17 protein-coding genes are annotated in these 17,073 nt (G+C 60.2%); 6 read left to right on the plus strand and 11 right to left on the minus strand.

Annotated features, from left to right (window positions below; translation table 11 throughout):
- Window positions 1-26 precede the first annotated feature (26 nt).
- From ACR0L1_RS09135 to trpS, 4 genes are read right to left on the minus strand one after another with little or no spacing between them, the layout of a single operon-like run.
- A complete protein-coding gene (locus ACR0L1_RS09135) occupies window positions 27-620 on the minus strand; it encodes a DsbA family protein (protein WP_480858361.1) in 594 nt (197 codons plus the stop codon).
- A gap of 9 nt (window positions 621-629) precedes the next feature.
- Window positions 630-1,085, minus strand: coding sequence for a universal stress protein (locus tag ACR0L1_RS09140; protein WP_170772489.1), 456 nt, complete (start codon window positions 1,083-1,085; stop codon window positions 630-632).
- 60 nt (window positions 1,086-1,145) lie between these two features.
- Window positions 1,146-2,009, minus strand: a complete 864-nt coding sequence (locus tag ACR0L1_RS09145; RefSeq protein WP_480504511.1) for a branched-chain amino acid aminotransferase — start codon at window positions 2,007-2,009, stop codon at window positions 1,146-1,148.
- Between the two features lie 59 nt (window positions 2,010-2,068).
- Complete coding sequence (gene trpS, locus ACR0L1_RS09150; protein ID WP_480858364.1) at window positions 2,069-3,097, minus strand: tryptophan--tRNA ligase; 1,029 nt, start codon at window positions 3,095-3,097, stop codon at window positions 2,069-2,071.
- An 86-nt stretch (window positions 3,098-3,183) separates the two neighbouring features.
- Between trpS and ACR0L1_RS09155 the strand changes: the two genes are divergently transcribed.
- Complete coding sequence (locus ACR0L1_RS09155; RefSeq protein WP_170772483.1) at window positions 3,184-3,870, plus strand: rhomboid family intramembrane serine protease; 687 nt, start codon at window positions 3,184-3,186, stop codon at window positions 3,868-3,870.
- Here the strand turns inward: ACR0L1_RS09155 and murJ are convergent, their stop codons facing one another.
- From murJ to ACR0L1_RS09170, 3 genes are read right to left on the minus strand one after another with little or no spacing between them, the layout of a single operon-like run.
- The gene (murJ, locus tag ACR0L1_RS09160; protein ID WP_480858366.1) at window positions 3,871-5,412 is read right to left on the minus strand and encodes a murein biosynthesis integral membrane protein MurJ; all 1,542 of its coding nucleotides are present in this window, start codon (window positions 5,410-5,412) and stop codon (window positions 3,871-3,873) included. It abuts the gene before it with no gap.
- The gene (locus tag ACR0L1_RS09165) at window positions 5,409-8,228 is read right to left on the minus strand and encodes a [protein-PII] uridylyltransferase (RefSeq protein ID WP_480858368.1); all 2,820 of its coding nucleotides are present in this window, start codon (window positions 8,226-8,228) and stop codon (window positions 5,409-5,411) included. Before ACR0L1_RS09165 ends, murJ begins: the two co-directional genes overlap by 4 nt.
- Window positions 8,188-9,360: a penicillin-binding protein activator gene (locus ACR0L1_RS09170; RefSeq protein ID WP_480504520.1), complete on the minus strand. Its 1,173-nt coding sequence runs from the start codon at window positions 9,358-9,360 to the stop codon at window positions 8,188-8,190. Before ACR0L1_RS09170 ends, ACR0L1_RS09165 begins: the two co-directional genes overlap by 41 nt.
- An 88-nt stretch (window positions 9,361-9,448) precedes the next feature.
- On the opposite strand from ACR0L1_RS09170, the gene rsmI reads away from it, so the two are divergent.
- From rsmI to gshB, 3 genes are all read left to right on the plus strand, one after another.
- On the plus strand, window positions 9,449-10,306 hold the full coding sequence (gene rsmI, locus ACR0L1_RS09175; RefSeq protein ID WP_480504522.1) for a 16S rRNA (cytidine(1402)-2'-O)-methyltransferase: 858 nt from the start codon (window positions 9,449-9,451) through the stop codon (window positions 10,304-10,306).
- Window position 10,307: 1 nt separating this feature from the next.
- Window positions 10,308-10,679, plus strand: a complete 372-nt coding sequence (locus tag ACR0L1_RS09180) for a YraN family protein (RefSeq protein ID WP_353391236.1) — start codon at window positions 10,308-10,310, stop codon at window positions 10,677-10,679.
- A 61-nt stretch (window positions 10,680-10,740) separates the two neighbouring features.
- Window positions 10,741-11,673, plus strand: coding sequence for a glutathione synthase (gene gshB, locus ACR0L1_RS09185; RefSeq protein WP_480504525.1), 933 nt, complete (start codon window positions 10,741-10,743; stop codon window positions 11,671-11,673).
- Here the strand turns inward: gshB and ACR0L1_RS09190 are convergent.
- From ACR0L1_RS09190 to cobU, 4 genes are read right to left on the minus strand one after another with little or no spacing between them, the layout of a single operon-like run.
- A complete protein-coding gene (locus tag ACR0L1_RS09190; RefSeq protein WP_480858371.1) occupies window positions 11,670-13,181 on the minus strand; it encodes a YifB family Mg chelatase-like AAA ATPase in 1,512 nt (503 codons plus the stop codon). The genes gshB and ACR0L1_RS09190 overlap by 4 nt on opposite strands.
- 45 nt (window positions 13,182-13,226) lie before the next feature.
- Window positions 13,227-14,108 carry a glutathione S-transferase gene (locus ACR0L1_RS09195; protein WP_480858373.1) on the minus strand — a complete coding sequence of 294 codons (882 nt, stop codon included), beginning with the start codon at window positions 14,106-14,108 and terminating at the stop codon, window positions 13,227-13,229.
- Window positions 14,109-14,166: 58 nt separating this feature from the next.
- Window positions 14,167-14,745 (minus strand): histidine phosphatase family protein, encoded by a 579-nt coding sequence (locus ACR0L1_RS09200; RefSeq protein WP_170772466.1) that lies wholly within the window; start codon window positions 14,743-14,745, stop codon window positions 14,167-14,169.
- A complete protein-coding gene (cobU, locus tag ACR0L1_RS09205; protein WP_170789755.1) occupies window positions 14,742-15,263 on the minus strand; it encodes a bifunctional adenosylcobinamide kinase/adenosylcobinamide-phosphate guanylyltransferase in 522 nt (173 codons plus the stop codon). Before cobU ends, ACR0L1_RS09200 begins: the two co-directional genes overlap by 4 nt.
- Before the next feature lie 100 nt (window positions 15,264-15,363).
- On the opposite strand from cobU, the gene ACR0L1_RS09210 reads away from it, so the two are divergent.
- Together ACR0L1_RS09210 and ACR0L1_RS09215 are read left to right on the plus strand one after the other, a co-directional pair.
- Window positions 15,364-16,242: an RNA polymerase factor sigma-32 gene (locus ACR0L1_RS09210; RefSeq protein WP_170772462.1), complete on the plus strand. Its 879-nt coding sequence runs from the start codon at window positions 15,364-15,366 to the stop codon at window positions 16,240-16,242.
- Entirely contained in the window at window positions 16,239-17,054 is an 816-nt protein-coding gene (locus ACR0L1_RS09215) for a ChaN family lipoprotein (RefSeq protein ID WP_480504531.1), read from the plus strand. Before ACR0L1_RS09210 ends, ACR0L1_RS09215 begins: the two co-directional genes overlap by 4 nt.
- Window positions 17,055-17,073 lie beyond the last annotated feature (19 nt).

A 17,073-nucleotide genomic window follows, 5' to 3' on the forward strand; every position in this document is an offset into this window, starting at 1 on the left:
GCGGGAAGTCAAGATTTGGAACGGTTCTAAATTTCAGCCGCCAACTTTATCGCATCGTCCAGACGGTCATCGCCCCAGAACAACTCATCCCCAACCAGAAAGCTGGGCGCACCGAATAGCCCCTTGGCCTGCGCGGTTTTGGACTGTTCGATCAGGGCCGTCTTGTTCGCCGGATCCTGTGCTTGGTCTATGAAACCCGCAGACAACCCAACCGCGCTCAAGCAACCGGCAAGTACGTCATCGTCGGCGATATTCTGACCGTCCGCAAACTCTGCGGAATAGACCGCCCGCACAAACTTGGCCTTTGGGGCCGCATCCTTGATCGCCAGTGTCAACCGCGCTGCTTTCAAACCGTTCTGAGGAAACATGCCGGGACGCTGGAACGGCAGCCCGCGTTGCGTTGTCAGCCGTTCCATATCACGCCACATGTAGTCACCTTTGGCGGGATAGAGGTTGAAAGGCGAGTCGTTCCAACCTTGCGCAGCAAATATCGGCCCCAGCAGAAAGGGTTGCCAATCGACCTTAACGCCATGGCGACCTGCGGCGTCTTCGATCCGCATCGCGCTGAGGTAGGAATAGGTTGAGGCGAACTCGAACCAGAACTGAATGCTGAGCGTCATGGTTGACCCTTAGGTAATCGCTTCCAGCTTTTCCTTGCTCAGGTCACCCGGAACGATAGTGATCGGAATTGGCAGGCTGCCCGAGTTCTTGGTCAGTTGCGTGACCAGCGGGCCGGGCCCTTTCTTTTCGACACCTGCACCCAGAACGAGTACGCCAATCTCGGGGTCGGATTGCACGTGTTCGATGATCTGCGGCACGGGGTCGCCTTCGCGAATGGCCAATTCGGGGTCGACGCCCTGCTTGTCACGCATCCACTTTGCGAAAACCTCATAATGGGCGTGGATACGTTCACGGGCTTCTTCGCGCATCACTTCTGCCACGCCGATCCAGTGGTTGAACTCATCGGGGGGAATGACCGACAGGATCGTCACGCCACCGCCGGTATGCGCCGCGCGCATAGCTGCAAAACGCATTGCGTTCAGGCATTCGCGGCTGTCATCCAATACCACCAGGAACTTACGCATGGGTGTCCTCATTCATTTCGGGCGATCATGCCCGACCAAATGCGCGCTGGCAACCGAAGCCTATCGCGTGCTGGCAGCCCAGTCCCAATACAACTCGCGCGCGCGACGGGCGACGGGGCCGACCTGATATTGCGTATCCTGCAACGCCGTGACCGGGGTGATCTTGCTCATGTTGCCGGTCATGAAGACCTCATCAGCTTTGTGGAAATCCTCGAAACTCAGGATCGCTTCGTGCACGGTCACACCGTCTACACGCAGGTTTTCGATGTGGCGTGCGCGGGTGATTCCGGCCAGAAACGTACCATTGGGGGTGGGAGTGAACACCTCGCCATCCCGGACCATAAAAATGTTCGCAGTCGCGGTTTCGGCCACATGTCCCAGCGCATCCGCGACCAGGGCGTTTGAGAAACCGTTGGACCGAACCTCTTGCAACATTCGCGCATTGTTGGGGTAAAGGCAGCCCGCCTTGGCGTTTACAACCGCCGATTCCAGAACCGGGCGACGGAAGCGCGTGTAGCCCAGTGTCACCGACGCAGATTCGGGCGCCATTGGGATTTCTTCGAGGCAAATCGCGAAGCCCGTACTGTTCTCCAGCGGTACGATTGCCGTGCGGTCGCCGTCGATGCCCCAATACATCGGGCGAATATACACCGCCGCGTCCGGCGCATAACTTTCCAGCCCTTCGCGGATGATCTCGACCATCTGCTCGGTGGTCACAAACGGCGTCAGCATCAAAGCCTCGGCCGAGCGATTCACGCGGGCACAGTGCGCCTCAAGATCGGGGACTAGACCGTCGAAATAGCGGGCTCCATCGAAGACGGACGACCCCAGCCAAGCGCCGTGATCGGCTGCCCGCATGATGGGCGCATCCCCGTCATGCCATTGACCTTCGAAATACGTGCGAATATTCTTGCCGACTGCCATCACGCCCTCCCAAGCTTTGCGGCAAACCTAGGAAGACGCCGCGGTAACGTCCAGAGCAATCAGCCCTGTTTTGCGCCAACCATGCCCACGATTTCGTAAGTTTGTTGCAGGATCGGGGCGGCAACAGCGCGCGCCTTTTCTGCCCCATTGGCCAGAATCCGGTCAATCTCGTCCTCTTCGCCCATCAGGCGGGCCATCTCGCCCGAAATCGGAGCCAGTTTCGACACGGCCAGTTCGGCCAGCATCGGTTTGAACTCGCCAAACTGCTTGCCGCCAACCTCGGTCAGAACCTGCTCGGCGGTCTGATCGCTGAGCGCCGCGTAGATATTGACCAGATTGCGCGCCTCAGGGCGTTCGGACAGGCCATCCACATCCGAAGGCAGAGCATCGGGGTCGGTCTTGGCCTTGCGGATTTTCTTGGCAATCGTGTCGGCGTCATCGCTCATGTTGATCCGCGTCATATCCGACGGGTCCGAGGACGACATCTTGCGCGACCCGTCCCGCAGGTTCATCACGCGCGGGGCGGGGCCGCCGATGACGGGTTCGGTCACCGGGAAGAACTCGACGCCATAGTCATGGTTGAACTTGATGGCGATGTCGCGGGTCAGTTCCAGATGCTGTTTCTGATCCTCACCCACCGGCACATGCGTCGCGTGGTAGGTCAGGATGTCCGCGGCCATCAGCGCCGGATAAGCAAACAGACCCAGTGAGGCATTCTGAGCATTCTTGCCGGCCTTATCCTTGAACTGCGTCATCCGCTGCATCCAGCCCATCCGGGCGATACAGTTGAAAATCCAGGCCAGTTGCGTGTGCTCGGGCACTTGGCTTTGATTGAACAGGATGGATTTTTCCGGGTCCAGACCAGCGGCGATGAAACCGGCGCAGACCTCGCGGGTCTTTTCGCGCAGGCGGGCGGGGTCCTGCCAGACGGTGATCGCGTGCAGATCGACCATGCAATAGATGGTCTCAAAATCGTCGCACTGCATATCCACGAACCGCTTGAGCGCACCCAGGTAGTTGCCAAGGTGCAGGTTCCCCGACGGCTGGATGCCGGAAAACACGCGCGGTGTGAACTGGGTGTCGGTCATCGAAGGGAACTCCCGTCTGGAAAAATCAGCCCCCGTCGCTTACCCATGAGGCAAAGGGACGTCAACAGCCGCGAAAGGCCAGCCCAATGAGCAGTGAGCATTATACACCCGCCGTGAACCCTTTGCCGCCCGTGGTGGTGGCGCTGGTCTTGTTCATTTTCGGGATCGAGGTGATCTTCATGCTGGGCGCGCGTGGTCTGGTCGGCGGACCAGGAGCGATTGGTTGGCGGCTGGATGCCTTGCAGCACTACGCGTTTTCGCCGGACATTTTCGATTGGATGATGAAAAACGGGCGCTGGCCGTTTGAACACCTGATCCGCTTTGTGACTTACCCGTTTGTCTCGGCCAATTTCACGCAGGCGGTCTTTGTCTGCGTTTTTGTTCTGGCCATGGGCAAGATGGTGGCCGAGGTTTTTGGCAGTGTTGCGATGCTTGTGATCTTTGTTGTCTCGGGCATTGGCGGTGCGCTGGTCTATGCACTGCTCTTGGACCCGCGCTATCCCTTGGTGGGAGGGTTCCCTCCGGTCTACGGCCTGATCGGCGCGTTCACGTGGATCTTATGGCGCAAGCTGTCGCTCGTCGGTGAGAACCAGTCGCGCGCGTTCAGTCTGATCGCGGTTCTGATGGGCATCCAACTTGTGTTTGGCCTGCTTTTTGGCGGAACGCTGGATTGGGTGGCGGATCTGGGCGGGTTCGCTACAGGCTTTGCTCTGTCATTTGTGGTTGGTCCCGGCGGTTGGACAAGGATCATTGGGGGTATCCGCCGCGATTGATCAGGACCGCCGCAGTGCCTTTTTGAACTCGGTGATTTCAAAGGCGCGCAGAAGGTGGCCCAGCACAAAATACAACGCTGCCGCACCGATGATGAGGGCCAACAGTGCCACATAACGCCAGCCTGGCAGGTGAAATGCCCACCCGAACAGGGAAAGCGCGGCAAAAAGGCCAACGCCCATCCCAAGCGATGCGGCCACGATCCGCCATGCCCGGCGTTTGAACCGGTCATCAAAGCGCGCCTCCTCGCCCATGCGACGAGCGCCCAGCGCCAGCAGTCCGACCATGGCCCACCCGGCGACCGAGGCCGCAATCGCAGGCGCAATCCAGCCCAGCAGCGGATAAAGCCCAAAGGCCAGCCCCGCATTCACCACCATCGCCACCACCGCATAGCGGAACGGAGATTTTGTGTCCTCGCGCGCGAAGAACAGCGGTTGCAGCAGCTTTTGCAGCATGAAAGCAGGCAGGCCGATACCATAGATCGCCACGGCCAGCGCGGTGGCGGCGGTATCCTCGGCGGTGAATTGGCCACGCTCGAACAGGACCGAAACCAGAGGGATCGGCATGATCACAAAGGCCACGGTTGACGGAAGGGTCAGCAGGAGCGCGAACTCTCCGGCGCGGGAAAAGGCGTTGCGGGCACCGTCTTTGTCACCCGCACGCAGGCGGCGAGACAGGTCAGGCAGCAACACGATTCCCACGGCGATGCCCACCACACCCAAAGGCAGTTGATACAGCCGGTCCGCGGCAAACAACCAACTGACCGCGTTTTCGGTTTTCGAGGCCACAAGCTGCCCCACCACCAGATTGACCTGTGTCACCCCCATCGCCAGCGCGGCGGGAACGGCTATACGGACCATACGCTTCATCTCGGGGCTGAGTTTCGGCAGGCCGGGGCGGATACGGATACCCGCGCGCTCGGTCGCGACCCAGACCAGTGCAAGCTGCGCCACACCGGCCAAGGGGATGATGGCGATCAGCCAGCGGATGACTTCGCCACCCGACAGTGCTCCGGCGATCATGGCGGTGCAGGCGAAAATGTTCAGCAGAACGGGCGCTGCGGCAGCGGCCGCAAAGCGGCCCGTGGCGTTCAGAACGCCCGAAAACAGTGCTGCCAGTGACATGAACAAGATGTAAGGGAAAACCACGTAACCATAATCCACGGCCAGATCGAACCGGTCGTCGCCGTAAAACCCTTCGGCGGTGATCCAGACCAGTGCGGGCATGAACACCATCGCCAGCCCAACCAGCGCCAAAACGGCCACAGCCAGCAGGTTGAAGGCGTCCTGTGCGAAACCTACGGCGTTCTCGTCCCCTTCCAGCCGTTTGGAAAACATCGGGACGAAGGCCGCGTTGAACGCACCTTCGGCAAAGAAGCGGCGGAACATGTTGGGCAGGCGGAAGGCGGCCACAAAGGCGTCCATCACCGGGCCCGGCCCGATAAAAGCCGTCAGCAGGATTTCCCGCAGGAACCCCAATGTCCGACTGGCCAGGGTCCAGAACCCGACCGTGAACAGGCCCGAGAACAGCCGGATCTGCTTCATGATTCCGCGCGCTCGGCGCCCTCGGTGATGGCTTTGCGCAGCTTGGCCTCAAGCCCACGCTGCTTGCTTTCGGAGTGGTATTTCAGCCCGAACATATCCTTGACATAGAACGTGTCCACCACCTGCTCGCCATAGGTCGCGATCACCGCGTTGGCGACATAGACATTCGCTGCGGCCAGCGTGCGAGCCAGATCATAGAGCAGACCGGGGCGGTCGCGGGTATCGACCTCGATAATCGTATAGATTTCAGACCCGTCATTGTCGAAGATGATATGTGTCGGCACGTTAAAGGCGCGTTCGCGTTTCTTGATCTTGTCGCGCGATTTCAGCGCGTCGCGCGCCACAACTTCGCCCTTTAGCGTTTTGTGTATCATCTGCGTCAGGCGTGGCAGGCGGCTGGCTTCGAATGGGCGGCCATCTGCGTCCTGTATCCAGAACGCATCCGTGACATAACCATCCTTGGTCGTATAGCTACGCGCATCGACCACGTTTGCCCCAACCAGCGCCAAGGCCCCCGCAATCCGTGCAAAGATGCCCGGATGGTCGCCCATGGCGAAACAGGCGCGGGTGGCGTCGCGGTCCTCGTCCGGTTGCAGGCGAATCTCCATCGCGCCCGCGTCGCCACTGCGGTCAAGTGCCTGCAGCATCTCGGCGAATTCCACATGGGTCGAGAGGTTGAGCCCCTGCCAATACGGGTCGTAATGCCGCCCGGTCTCGGTCTTGAGGTCGGCCTTGGACCAATCGGCCAATTCGGCGCGTAGGGTCTTTTTCGCCTCAGCCCCGCGATTGGCACGGTTGAGGTCTTCCATCCCGGTCTCAAGCGCGCGTTTGGTTTCCGCGTGCAGTGCGCGCAACAGGGTGGCCTTCCAGTTGTTCCAGGTATCCGGACCGACGCCGCGAATGTCACAGACCGTCAGGACAGTCAGCAGGTCCAGCCGCTTGACCGTTTTCACCGCCTTAGCAAAGTCGCGCACTGTGCGCGGGTCGGAAATATCGCGCTTCTGCGCCATGTCGGACATCAGCAAATGATAGCGCACCAGCCATTCGACCGTTTCCGCGTCAGCCTTGTTCAACCCAAGCCGAGGTGCAATTTTGCGGGCCAACTGTGCGCCGAGGATCGAGTGATCTTCAGGCCGCCCCTTGGCAATATCGTGGATCAGCAGGGCGACATACAGAACCTTGCGGTTCACCCCCTTTTTCAGAATCGAAGAGGCCAGCGGTAGTGACTCGATCAACTCGCCCCGTTCGATCTGGGCGAGGTTCACGATGCACTGGATGGTGTGCTCGTCCACCGTGTAGCTGTGATACATGTTGAACTGCATCATCGCGACGATGTGCTCGAATTCCGGGATAAAGGCCGACAGGACCCCCAACTCGTTCATCCGGCGCAGGGCGCGTTCTGGATTGCCATGTTTCAGCATCAGATCAAGGAAGATGCGCTGGGCTTCCTTGTCCTCGCGCATGTCGTCGTCGATCAGGTTCAGATTGGCTGTTACCAAGCGCATAGCATCCGGGTGAATCAGCATCCCCGTGCGCAACCCTTCTTCGAACAGGCGCAGCAGGTTCAGCTTATCGGCCAGAAACTTCTCGGCGTCGGCCACATCCAGACGTCCATGCACCACCTTGTAACCCGGTTTGGCCTTTGGACGGCGACGGAATATCCGCTCAAGCAGAGGCGCACCCTTGATATGGGTGGCTTCCAACTTAGTCAGGAAGATGCGGGTCAGCTCACCCACCTTCGTCGCTTCGCGGAAATAGCGCTGCATGAACACCTCGACCGCGCGTCGTCCCGCGCGATCCTCGTATCCCATGCGCTCGGCCACCTCGACCTGCATGTCAAAGGTCAGTTGTTCGGTTGCGCGCCCAGTGACCAGATGCAGGTGCGAGCGCACGGCCCACAGGAAATCTTCGGCCTGAACGAATGTGTTGAACTCATCAGGTGTGAACAGGCCAAGTGGCACCAGTTCGGCCACGTCCTGCACGCCATAAATGTACTTGGCGATCCAATAGAGCGATTGCAGATCACGCAGCCCGCCTTTGCCCTCTTTGACATTGGGCTCGACCATATAGCGCTGGCCTTGCTTCTGGTGGCGTTCGTCACGCTCTTGCAGTTTGGCTTCGATAAAGGCCCGTTCGCTGCCTTTGAACAGCTCATCCCGCAAGCGGGTGTTCAGTTCATCTGACAATGTTGTTTCACCAGCCAGATAGCGCTGTTCCAGCATCGCCGTTCGGATGGTGAAATCCTCGGCCCCCAGCCGCAGGCAATCCTTGATCGTACGCGAGGAATGCCCGACCTTCAGCCGCAGATCCCACAGGATATACAGCATGGATTCGATAACACTCTCGGCCCAGGCGGTGATCTTGTAGGGGGTCAGAAACAGCAGATCGACATCCGATGACGGGGCCATTTCACCCCGGCCATAGCCGCCCACTGCCAGAACCGCGATCCTTTCGCCCTGCGTTGGCGTCGCCAGAGGGTGCAGATCTTGGCTGGCCACCTGCATCGCCGTACAGACCAGCCCATCGGTCAGATAGGTGTAGGAATGGGTTAAAGGGCGCGCGTCGAACGGACGCTGGGCAAAGGCGTCGGCAATGGCCTGACGCCCAGCCTTTTGCGCAGCACGCAGGACGCGCACAGTCTCGGATCGCCGTGCGCTGTTGTCTGCGGTGTTTTCAAAGGCCTCCGAAAGATCGGCCATGACGGCGGCACTGTCGAAAATATCTTCGGCCGAGCAAATCAGCTCACCCTTGGGGGTCAGCGTCAGGGCCGGTCGATCAGAAACCGGCGCCAGAGAAGCTTTGTGGGGCAGGGTCAATCACTACTACCTGTTTATTCTGGATCGTGGCGACTGCCAGACCGCGTTCATTGGTGCCATCGGGGCGCAGGCGGAAGATGCCGCCGACACCTTGGAAACCGGCATTCTGGGTCAGGGCAGAAGCCGTCAGCGCGTCTGCTTTCCCCTGACTGACCAGAGCGCCGATCGCGGCAATACCGTCATAGGCCAACCCGCTGATCGGATGAGGCGCTTCGCCATAGGTGTTGTTATAACGCTGGCGGTAGGCTTGCGCCTTGGCAGGGTCGGGCAATGCGAACCAGCCCCCCTGCACACCCGGCAGCTCTAGTGTTTGTGCCGGGATGTCCCAGCGGGTCAGGCCAATATATTGCGTTGTGGTCGGTGACACGCCTGCTTCGGGCAAAAGCTGCGACAGCAGCGGCAGAGCCCCCGCCGTAGTCGCTGTCAGGATGATCGAATCCGCGCCTGCGGCATCGACGGTTGCTTTGATCGTCGGCACCGAGTTGATCACGCCCTGTTGTGACCGGTCATAGCCGACCGTGCCCGCATTATTCACCCGGCTGGTGCTCAGCGCGCGGGCAATTGCGGATTGGCCCAACTGGCCCGCGGCATCGTTGGAATGTACGATGACCATTCCGTTCTTGCCTTGCGATCCAGCGAAATTGACCAGCCTGTTGGCCGTGTTGTCAAAAGTCGGACCCAGAACAAAAACATTGCCACCTGCAATGCTTGTGTTGTTTGAGAAGGAGAGGACATTGACGTTGTTGTTCAAAACCGCCAGACCGGCCGAGTTTGCGGCCTGCGCATAAACCGGCCCCAGGATGATTTTGGCCCCCTCGGCAACCGCACGTTGCGCCGCAGCCGAGGCTGTGCCCGAGTTGCCTTGCGTGTCATAGACCCTCAGATCAATTTGCACATTCTGCAAGTCCGCCATGGCCAGGCGGGCCGCGTTTTCCAGGCTACGGGCCAGCGCTGCGTCACCCGAATTCGCTGAACCTGCTGGAACCAGCAGGGCCACGGGAACGGGTTTGGACGTGTTGATCGAGGGGCCACCACCGGTTCCGCCGGGGACGCAGGCGGTCAAAAGCGCCGCGGTTGCCAATGCGATGGCGGATTTCGCCAGTTTGCGAACGGGCTTGCAAACGCTAAACATCTAAAAGAAAACTCCCTGTCCCAGCGGCTTGATGCTCCGCCATTCTGTTAGGCCGCGATAATAAACGTCACGCTGTGAGGGTCCAGCTTTGAATCACCAAAAAGTCAGATTGGGCTCGGGCCTGTATTTTGTTGCCACTCCGATCGGCACGGCGCGCGACATTACGCTCAGGGCACTGGACGTGTTGGCCTCGGCAGATGTGATCGCGGCTGAAGACACCCGCAGCCTGCGCCGGTTGATGGAGATACACGGTGTTCCGCTGGAAGGCCGTCGTATTCTGGCCTATCACGATCACAGCGGCGCTGGCGCGCGACAGAAAATTCTGCAAGCTCTGGCGGATGGCAGCTCGGTGGCCTACGCGTCCGAAGCCGGGATGCCTTTGATTGCCGATCCGGGCTATGACCTTGGCCGCCAGGCGGCCGAAGCGGGGCACACCGTCACCTGCGCCCCAGGTCCCTCGGCGGCTTTGATGGCGCTGACGCTTGCTGGCCTGCCCACGGATGCCTTCTTTTTCGCTGGATTCCTGCCCAACTCATCGAACGCGCGAAAGTCAAGGATCGAGGCGCTGCGCGATGTGCCGGGCACACTGATCTTCTACGAATCACCCAAGCGCGTTGCGGCCTGCCTGTCGGACTTGGCCGCAATGTTGGGTGACACAAGACAAGCGGCAATGTGCCGGGAACTGACCAAGAAATTCGAGGAAGTGAAACGCGGAACTCTGGCCGAGTTGGCCGCTGATTTAAGCGGACAGACTGTCAAAGGCGAAATTGTCCTGCTTGTGGATCGCGGGCATTCGGAAACTGTTAACGAATTGGACGTAGAACAGGCTTTGAAGGAAGCCTTGGAAACCCATTCGGTTCGGGATGCGGCAGATCTGGTGTCGGATATGTTCAAACTGCCCCGTCGCCCGATCTATCAAAAGGCTCTGAAGCTGGGAAAGAGATGACATGTCCGCACGCGCTGTTCGAAGTTCAGTTTCTTATCAGGCAGGCCAATCCGCTGAATTGCAGGTGGCTACGGACTATGAACGTCGCGGCTATTCCATCGCACATCGCCGCTGGCGCGGGGCCGGAGGGGAGATTGACCTGATCGCGCGGGATGGTGACTGCCTTGTGTTCATTGAAGTTAAGAAAAGCAGCAGTTTTGACCGAGCTGCGGCACGGATCAACCAGCGTCAGATGAAACGGATCTGCGCCTCTGCTTCACAGTTTTTGGAAAATGAACCCGCAGGACAACTGACGAATGTGCGCTTTGACGCAGCGCTGGTGGATGCAACTGGCGCAGTCAAAATCGTTGAAAACGCCTTTGGGCAAGCCTGACCCCCATTGAACCCTCGGGCTCGCTGGGCCATGTATCTGGCGTGAAACTGAGGGACACGCCATGAAAATCGCCTTTCAGATGGACCCAATCGGGGCCGTGGATATCAATGCAGACAGCTCATTCCGACTGGCCGAAGAGGCGCAGGCACGTGGGCATTCGCTGTTTTTCTACGGACCGGATCAGTTGGCGTATCAGGAAGGGCGCATAAAAGCACGCGGCCATGACATGACGGTGCAGCGTGTGGCAGGAAACCCGGCTGAACTGGGGCCTGAGCGTGAGGTTGATCTGGCCGATTTCGATGTGGTCTGGCTGCGGCAGGATCCACCGTTCGATATGCACTACATCACCTCGACGCATTTGTTAGACCGTTTGAAGGGCAAGGCGCTGGTGGTCAATGATCCGTTTTGGGTGCGCAATTACCCCGAAAAGCTGCTGGTGCTGGATTTCCCCGATCTGACGCCACCGACAACGATTGCGCGCGATCTGCAGACAATCAAAGCTTTCAAGGAAAAGCATGGCGATATCATCCTCAAGCCGCTTTATGGCAATGGTGGTGCGGGCGTGTTCCGGCTGGATGCCAACGACCGCAACCTGACTTCGTTGCATGAGTTGTTCACCGGTTTCTCGCGCGAGCCGCTGATTGTTCAGAAGTTCCTGCCCGATGTAAGCAACGGCGACAAACGTGTGATCCTTGTGGATGGTGAGCCGGTTGGCGCAATCAATCGCGTGCCAGCCAAGGGCGAGACGCGGTCGAACATGCATGTGGGCGGTCGCCCTGAAAAGATTGGCCTGTCCGACCGGGATTTGGAGATTTGCGCCGCCATTGGTCCTTTGCTGAAGGAAAAAGGCCAGATTTTCGTCGGCATCGACGTGATCGGAGATTACCTGACCGAGATCAACGTGACCTCGCCCACCGGCATTCAGGAGCTGGAACGGTTCGACGGTGTCAACATCGCTAAAAAAATCTGGCAGGCGATTGAAGCCAAGGTTTAAGACGCCGCCCGGGCGCTGATACGAAAGCTCAGCGCCTCGGCCACATGGGGGCGGCGGATATCCCGCGCGCCCTCAAGATCGGCAATGGTGCGCGCGACCCGCAGGATGCGATGATAGGCGCGCGCCGACAGGCCGAACCGTTCGGCGGCTTTCAGCAACAGCTCTTTGCCTTCGGCGTCGGGTGCGGCGATCTCTTCCAGCAGCTTGCCCTCCATATCCGCATTCTGGCGGGGCTCCATGCCCTCGAACCGCTCAGCCTGCACGGCGCGTGCGGCTTCGACCCGTGCGGCAACGGTGGCGGAGCTGTCACCAGAAGGCGGCAGGTCCAAATCGGTGAACCCGACCGGAGGCACCTCGATCCGCAAGTCGAACCGATCCATCAGCGGGCCAGAGATGCGGCCCAGATAATCCTCGCCACAGACCGGCGCGCGGGAACAGGCGCGGGCAGGGTCGGTCAGGTAGCCGCATTTGCAGGGGTTGGCGGCGGCCACCAGCATGAAGCGGCAGGGGTATTTCACATGGGCATTTGCGCGGGCCACCATGACCTCGCCCGTTTCAATCGGTTGGCGCAGGGTTTCTAGAACGGTGCGTGGAAATTCAGGGAATTCGTCCATGAACAGAACCCCGTTATGAGCCAAGGAAATCTCACCGGGTTTCGCGCCTCGACCACCGCCGACAATCGCAGCCATCGAGGCGGTGTGATGCGGTTCTCGGAATGGGCGGGTGTGGCTGATCCCGCCTTCGTCAAGCAATCCGCAGAGCGACTGGATCATAGAGGTTTCCAGTGCCTCGGATGGGGTCAGAGGCGGCAGAATTCCCGGCAGACGCGCGGCCAGCATCGATTTGCCCGACCCCGGTGTGCCGATCATGATCAGGTGATGCCGCCCGGCAGCGGCGATCTCTAACGCGCGTTTGGCTCGCTCTTGCCCTTTCACGTCGCGCAGGTCGCGGACGCTGGGCGCAAGGCAGACCTCGCCGGGTTGGGCGGCGGATAAAGGGGCCTGACCTGAGAAATGCCGCACCACATCGCCCAGTGATGTGGCCCCAATAACCTGTGTAGCATCGACCCAAGCCGCCTCGGCGCTGGAGGCTTTGGGGCACAGCAGCGCGCGATCTTCGGCGGCGGCGGTCATGGCGGCGGGCAGGGCGCCGACGACGGGTACGAGCGATCCGTCCAATGACAGCTCACCCAGCGAAACCGCGCCTTCGGCAGCATCGGGAGGGATTATTTCCAATGCAGACAGCAGCGCGACGGCGATGGGCAGGTCGAAATGGCTGCCCTCTTTCGGCAGGTCGGCGGGCGAAAGGTTGATGGTGATGCGTTTGGACGGCAGCGCGATGGCCATGGAACTGAGCGCGCTGCGCACCCGGTCGCGGGCCTCGGACACGGCCTTGTCGGGCAGGCCGACGATGGAAAAGGCGGGCAGGCCCGGCGAGACGGCGCATTGCACCTCGACCGGGCGGGCCTCGACCCCTTGGAAAGCGACGGTATGAGAGCGGGCGACCATGAACGACCTTTTGGGTTAACAGGTCGTTGCTGGCACGCAGGCGGTTTAGGAATCGTTAACGCCTGCGACCATGTCAGAGAATTTCGGCCAAGCGCCAGGGTCTGCGGCGGTTTTGTCACGGCAGAACGGGTTGCAGAAGCCCCAGATGCGGCCATCCAATTCAAGGAAATCCGTCACAGGGTCGCCGGAATAGGGGCAGGTGGCGTTGACCGAGGGGCCTGCATCTACGGCGCGGGCTGGGAGCGACCCGACTGGCCAGGGTTGTGTTGCCAATCCCAGTGCGTAGGGGAAAGGGTCATAGGTCACAGTCAATCCCATCGCGCGCCATTGGCGTGCGGACAGGTCCGACAGCAGAGCTAGGCAATAGGCTCGGGTTGCGTCCGAGACCGGCAATCCATAGCCGATAATCCGCGCGGCCACCGGCGTATAGAAGACATCCGCCAGGGAATAGGCGCCAAACAGCGGACCGGTGGTGGCCCCGGATACGCTGCGAGAATGGGCCCGTAGGGTCTCGATCCGGTCAAGGTCGCGCAGGGTATCTGCCGAGGGTTCAAACCCGGTCCAGCAATGGTGCAACTGCATCGGGCATTCGCCGCGCAAGGCGGTGAACCCGGCCACCATCTCGGCGCATAACCAGCGCGCGGTGGCGCGGGCGGCTGGATCTGCAGGCCACAATCGGGCCTCGGGGTGGCGTTCGGCCAGCGTTTCGGCCATGGCGAGGCTTTCGCCCACCACCGTTCCGTCGGGCAGGCGTAAGGCGGGCACCAAACGGGCGGGGGCGAGTGGCTTCATATCCTCGGCCATGGTGCCGGAATAGAGGCCGATCATATGGGCTTTGTAAGGCAGGCCGAACCGTTCTAGCATCAGCCAGCCGCGCATGGACCAGCTGGAAAACAGGCGGTCCCCGATAAACAGATCATATGTCATGTGGACAGAATGGCGCGGCATGACGCGGCGGTAAATCAGTGATTTGTGCGCAGGTGCATCACGCCAGGTGATTGATCCGCCCGACCGACCAGCGATCCCCGTGATGAGTCAGTTCCGTGACCGAGAGGTTGTCGATCTTGTGGCTGAACGCCTCTTGCGCGGTCACGTCCAGCGCGCGCTGCACCTGCGTCAAGATCACGCCGAAATGCACCACGACGACCAGATCGTGCCCTGTATGATCGGCCATCAGCCGGTCGATCACGGCATCCACCCGTGCGCGCACCTCGTTCCAGCTTTCGCCATCCGGAGGGCGCACGTCGCCGGGATTGTCCCAATAAGCAAAGGCGAGGTCGGGGTCTTCGGCCTCAATCTCTCGGAACCCACGCAGCTCCCAAGTGCCGAAATTGATCTCGCGCAGGTCGGGGTGGTGGGGCAGGCGGGTGCGTGTCCCCTGAATGGCCGAAGCCGTATCGGCGGCGCGGGACAGGTCGGACGAGATCACAACCGCATCAGACGGCAGATGGTCATGCAAGCGCTGGAGCGCCACTGTGTCGCTGAGGTCAGCGGGCAGGTCGGACCAGCCGACCATGGTTTTCGCATGGGTCGGCCCATGGCGGACAAGGTGCAGCCGGGTCATGGAAGCTGCCCTTTCAAAACCAAGGGCAGGCCCACCGTGACCTGCACCACCAGATCGGCCTGCGCCGCCAGCGCGATGTTCAGCCTTCCCTGCGCCTCGCGGAACCTGCGGGAAAGGGCGTTGTCGGGGACAATGCCCTGGCCCACCTCGTTCGAGACGACGATGACCGGGGCCCGACATCCGGCCAGAGCATCCAAAAGGTCCGCCTGCGCCTGATCCAGATCGTTGTCAGCCAGTAGGTGATTGGTCAGCCACATGCTGGCGCAGTCGATCAGGCAAACTTGGCTTTTGTCCAGCGTGGCCAGCGACGGGCGCAGGTCCAGCGGGGCCTCAATGGTGGTCCAGCCATCGCCCCGCTGGGCGACATGCCGCTTCACCTTTTTGTGCATCTCGTCATCAAACACTTGTGATGTCGCCAGATAAATGCGGCTTTTTTCTGTTGAAACAGTAAGTTGTTCTGCAAATGCAGACTTGCCCGAGGCAGCTCCGCCTATCACAAAGGTTAAATCCGGATACACTATTCTTACCTTCCATGTGATCCACCCGGTTTCGTTCTGCGTATCGACCATAGGTCGGCAAGGCAAGGCCGGGGTGCGCCTGCGAAAAGGGGAGGTTTCCATGGCACTGGATAACGCAAACGATTTTTCGATGTCACGGCAGGCAATGAAGGCTGAATTGCTGGACGCGGAGACCGAATTGAAATTGGCCTATGCGTGGCGTGACCACCGCGATGAAAAGGCGCTGCATCGGTTGATCACCGCATATATGCGGCTGGCGATCTCTATGGCGGCCAAGTTCAAACGCTATGGCGCGCCGATGAATGACTTGATTCAAGAGGCCGGTTTGGGCCTGATGAAAGCCGCCGACAAGTTCGACCCGGACCGGGGTGTGCGGTTCTCGACCTATGCGGTCTGGTGGATCAAAGCCAGCATTCAGGACTATGTGATGCGCAACTGGTCGATGGTGCGCACCGGGTCGACATCGTCGCAGAAGTCGCTGTTTTTCAATATGCGCCGAGTGCAGGCTCGTCTGGAACGTGAAGCCGCGACTGAAGGAATGGAATTGGACAGGCACCAGCTTCATCAGATGATCGCTACCGAAATCGGTGTTCCTCTTCGTGATGTCGAAATGATGGAAGGTCGTTTGTCTGGATCAGATTTTTCGCTGAATGCGGTGCAATCTGCGGATGAGGACGGGCGCGAGTGGATTGACGCGCTGGAGGACGAGCGCGAGCAGGCCGCCGAAACCGTCGAGAACAGCCATGACACCGCGCAGTTGCGTGAATGGCTGGTAACTGCCATGCGATCCCTGAACGATCGTGAGCAGTTCATCGTGCGCGAACGCAAATTGCGCGAACCGGCGCGGACATTGGAAAGTCTGGGTCAGGAATTGGGTCTGTCGAAAGAGCGTGTGCGTCAGCTAGAAGCCGCCGCTTTCGTCAAAATGCGCAAGAACCTTGAAGCGCAATCGCGCGAGGTGCAACACTTCATCGCATGAGACAGTTTGCGATTCTGCTGTGCGCGCTTGTAGTTACAGCCGGTGTAGGCCGGGCCGATGGACTGATTCCTGATGATGTTGCCGACGCAATGCGCGCGGCGGATGTAGTGATTTTGGGTGAAATCCACGACAACCCACAGCATCACATCGTCCAAAAAGAGGCGTTGGAGATCATCAACCCCTCGGCCGTGGTCTGGGAAATGGTCACCGAAGAGGGCGCGCAACGGCTGGCTCAGAAAGCTGCGACCAACCCCGAGGAATTGGACCGTATCCTGAAATGGGCCGAGATGGGGTGGCCGTCTCTCAGCATGTATTACCCGGTCTTTCAGGCTACCGATGCGCCGGTCTATGGGGCGATGGTTCCCCGTGCGGCGGCGCGCGCTGCAATGGAACGGGGTGCTGCCACGGCGCTGGGCGCGGATGCGGCGCGCTATGGGCTGACCGTGCCTCTTTCGGCTGCGGATCAGGCTGAACGCGAGGCAGATCAACTGGCGGCGCATTGCGATGCGCTCCCGCAAGAGGCGCTGCCTCAGTTGGTGGCCATCCAACGTTTGCGCGACGCGGTTCTGACGCGTTCGATCTTGCGTGCCGATGACGAAACAGGCGGGCCGATTGCTGTGATCACTGGTAATGGGCATGCCCGCAAGGATCGCGGGATTCCGACATTCACGTCCCGGCTGCGCCCCGGCCTGAAAGTCTTTGTGTTGGGGCAGTCCGAGGATGGCGCGATCTCAGGCGAGTTTGACGCGGTGATCGACAGCCCTTCGGTCGAACGCGAAGACCCCTGTCTGGCATTCCAGACGCAGAATTAACCGCTGGAACTGTCTGGTC

It is taken from the genome of Ruegeria sp. J8 (genome assembly GCF_056531925.1).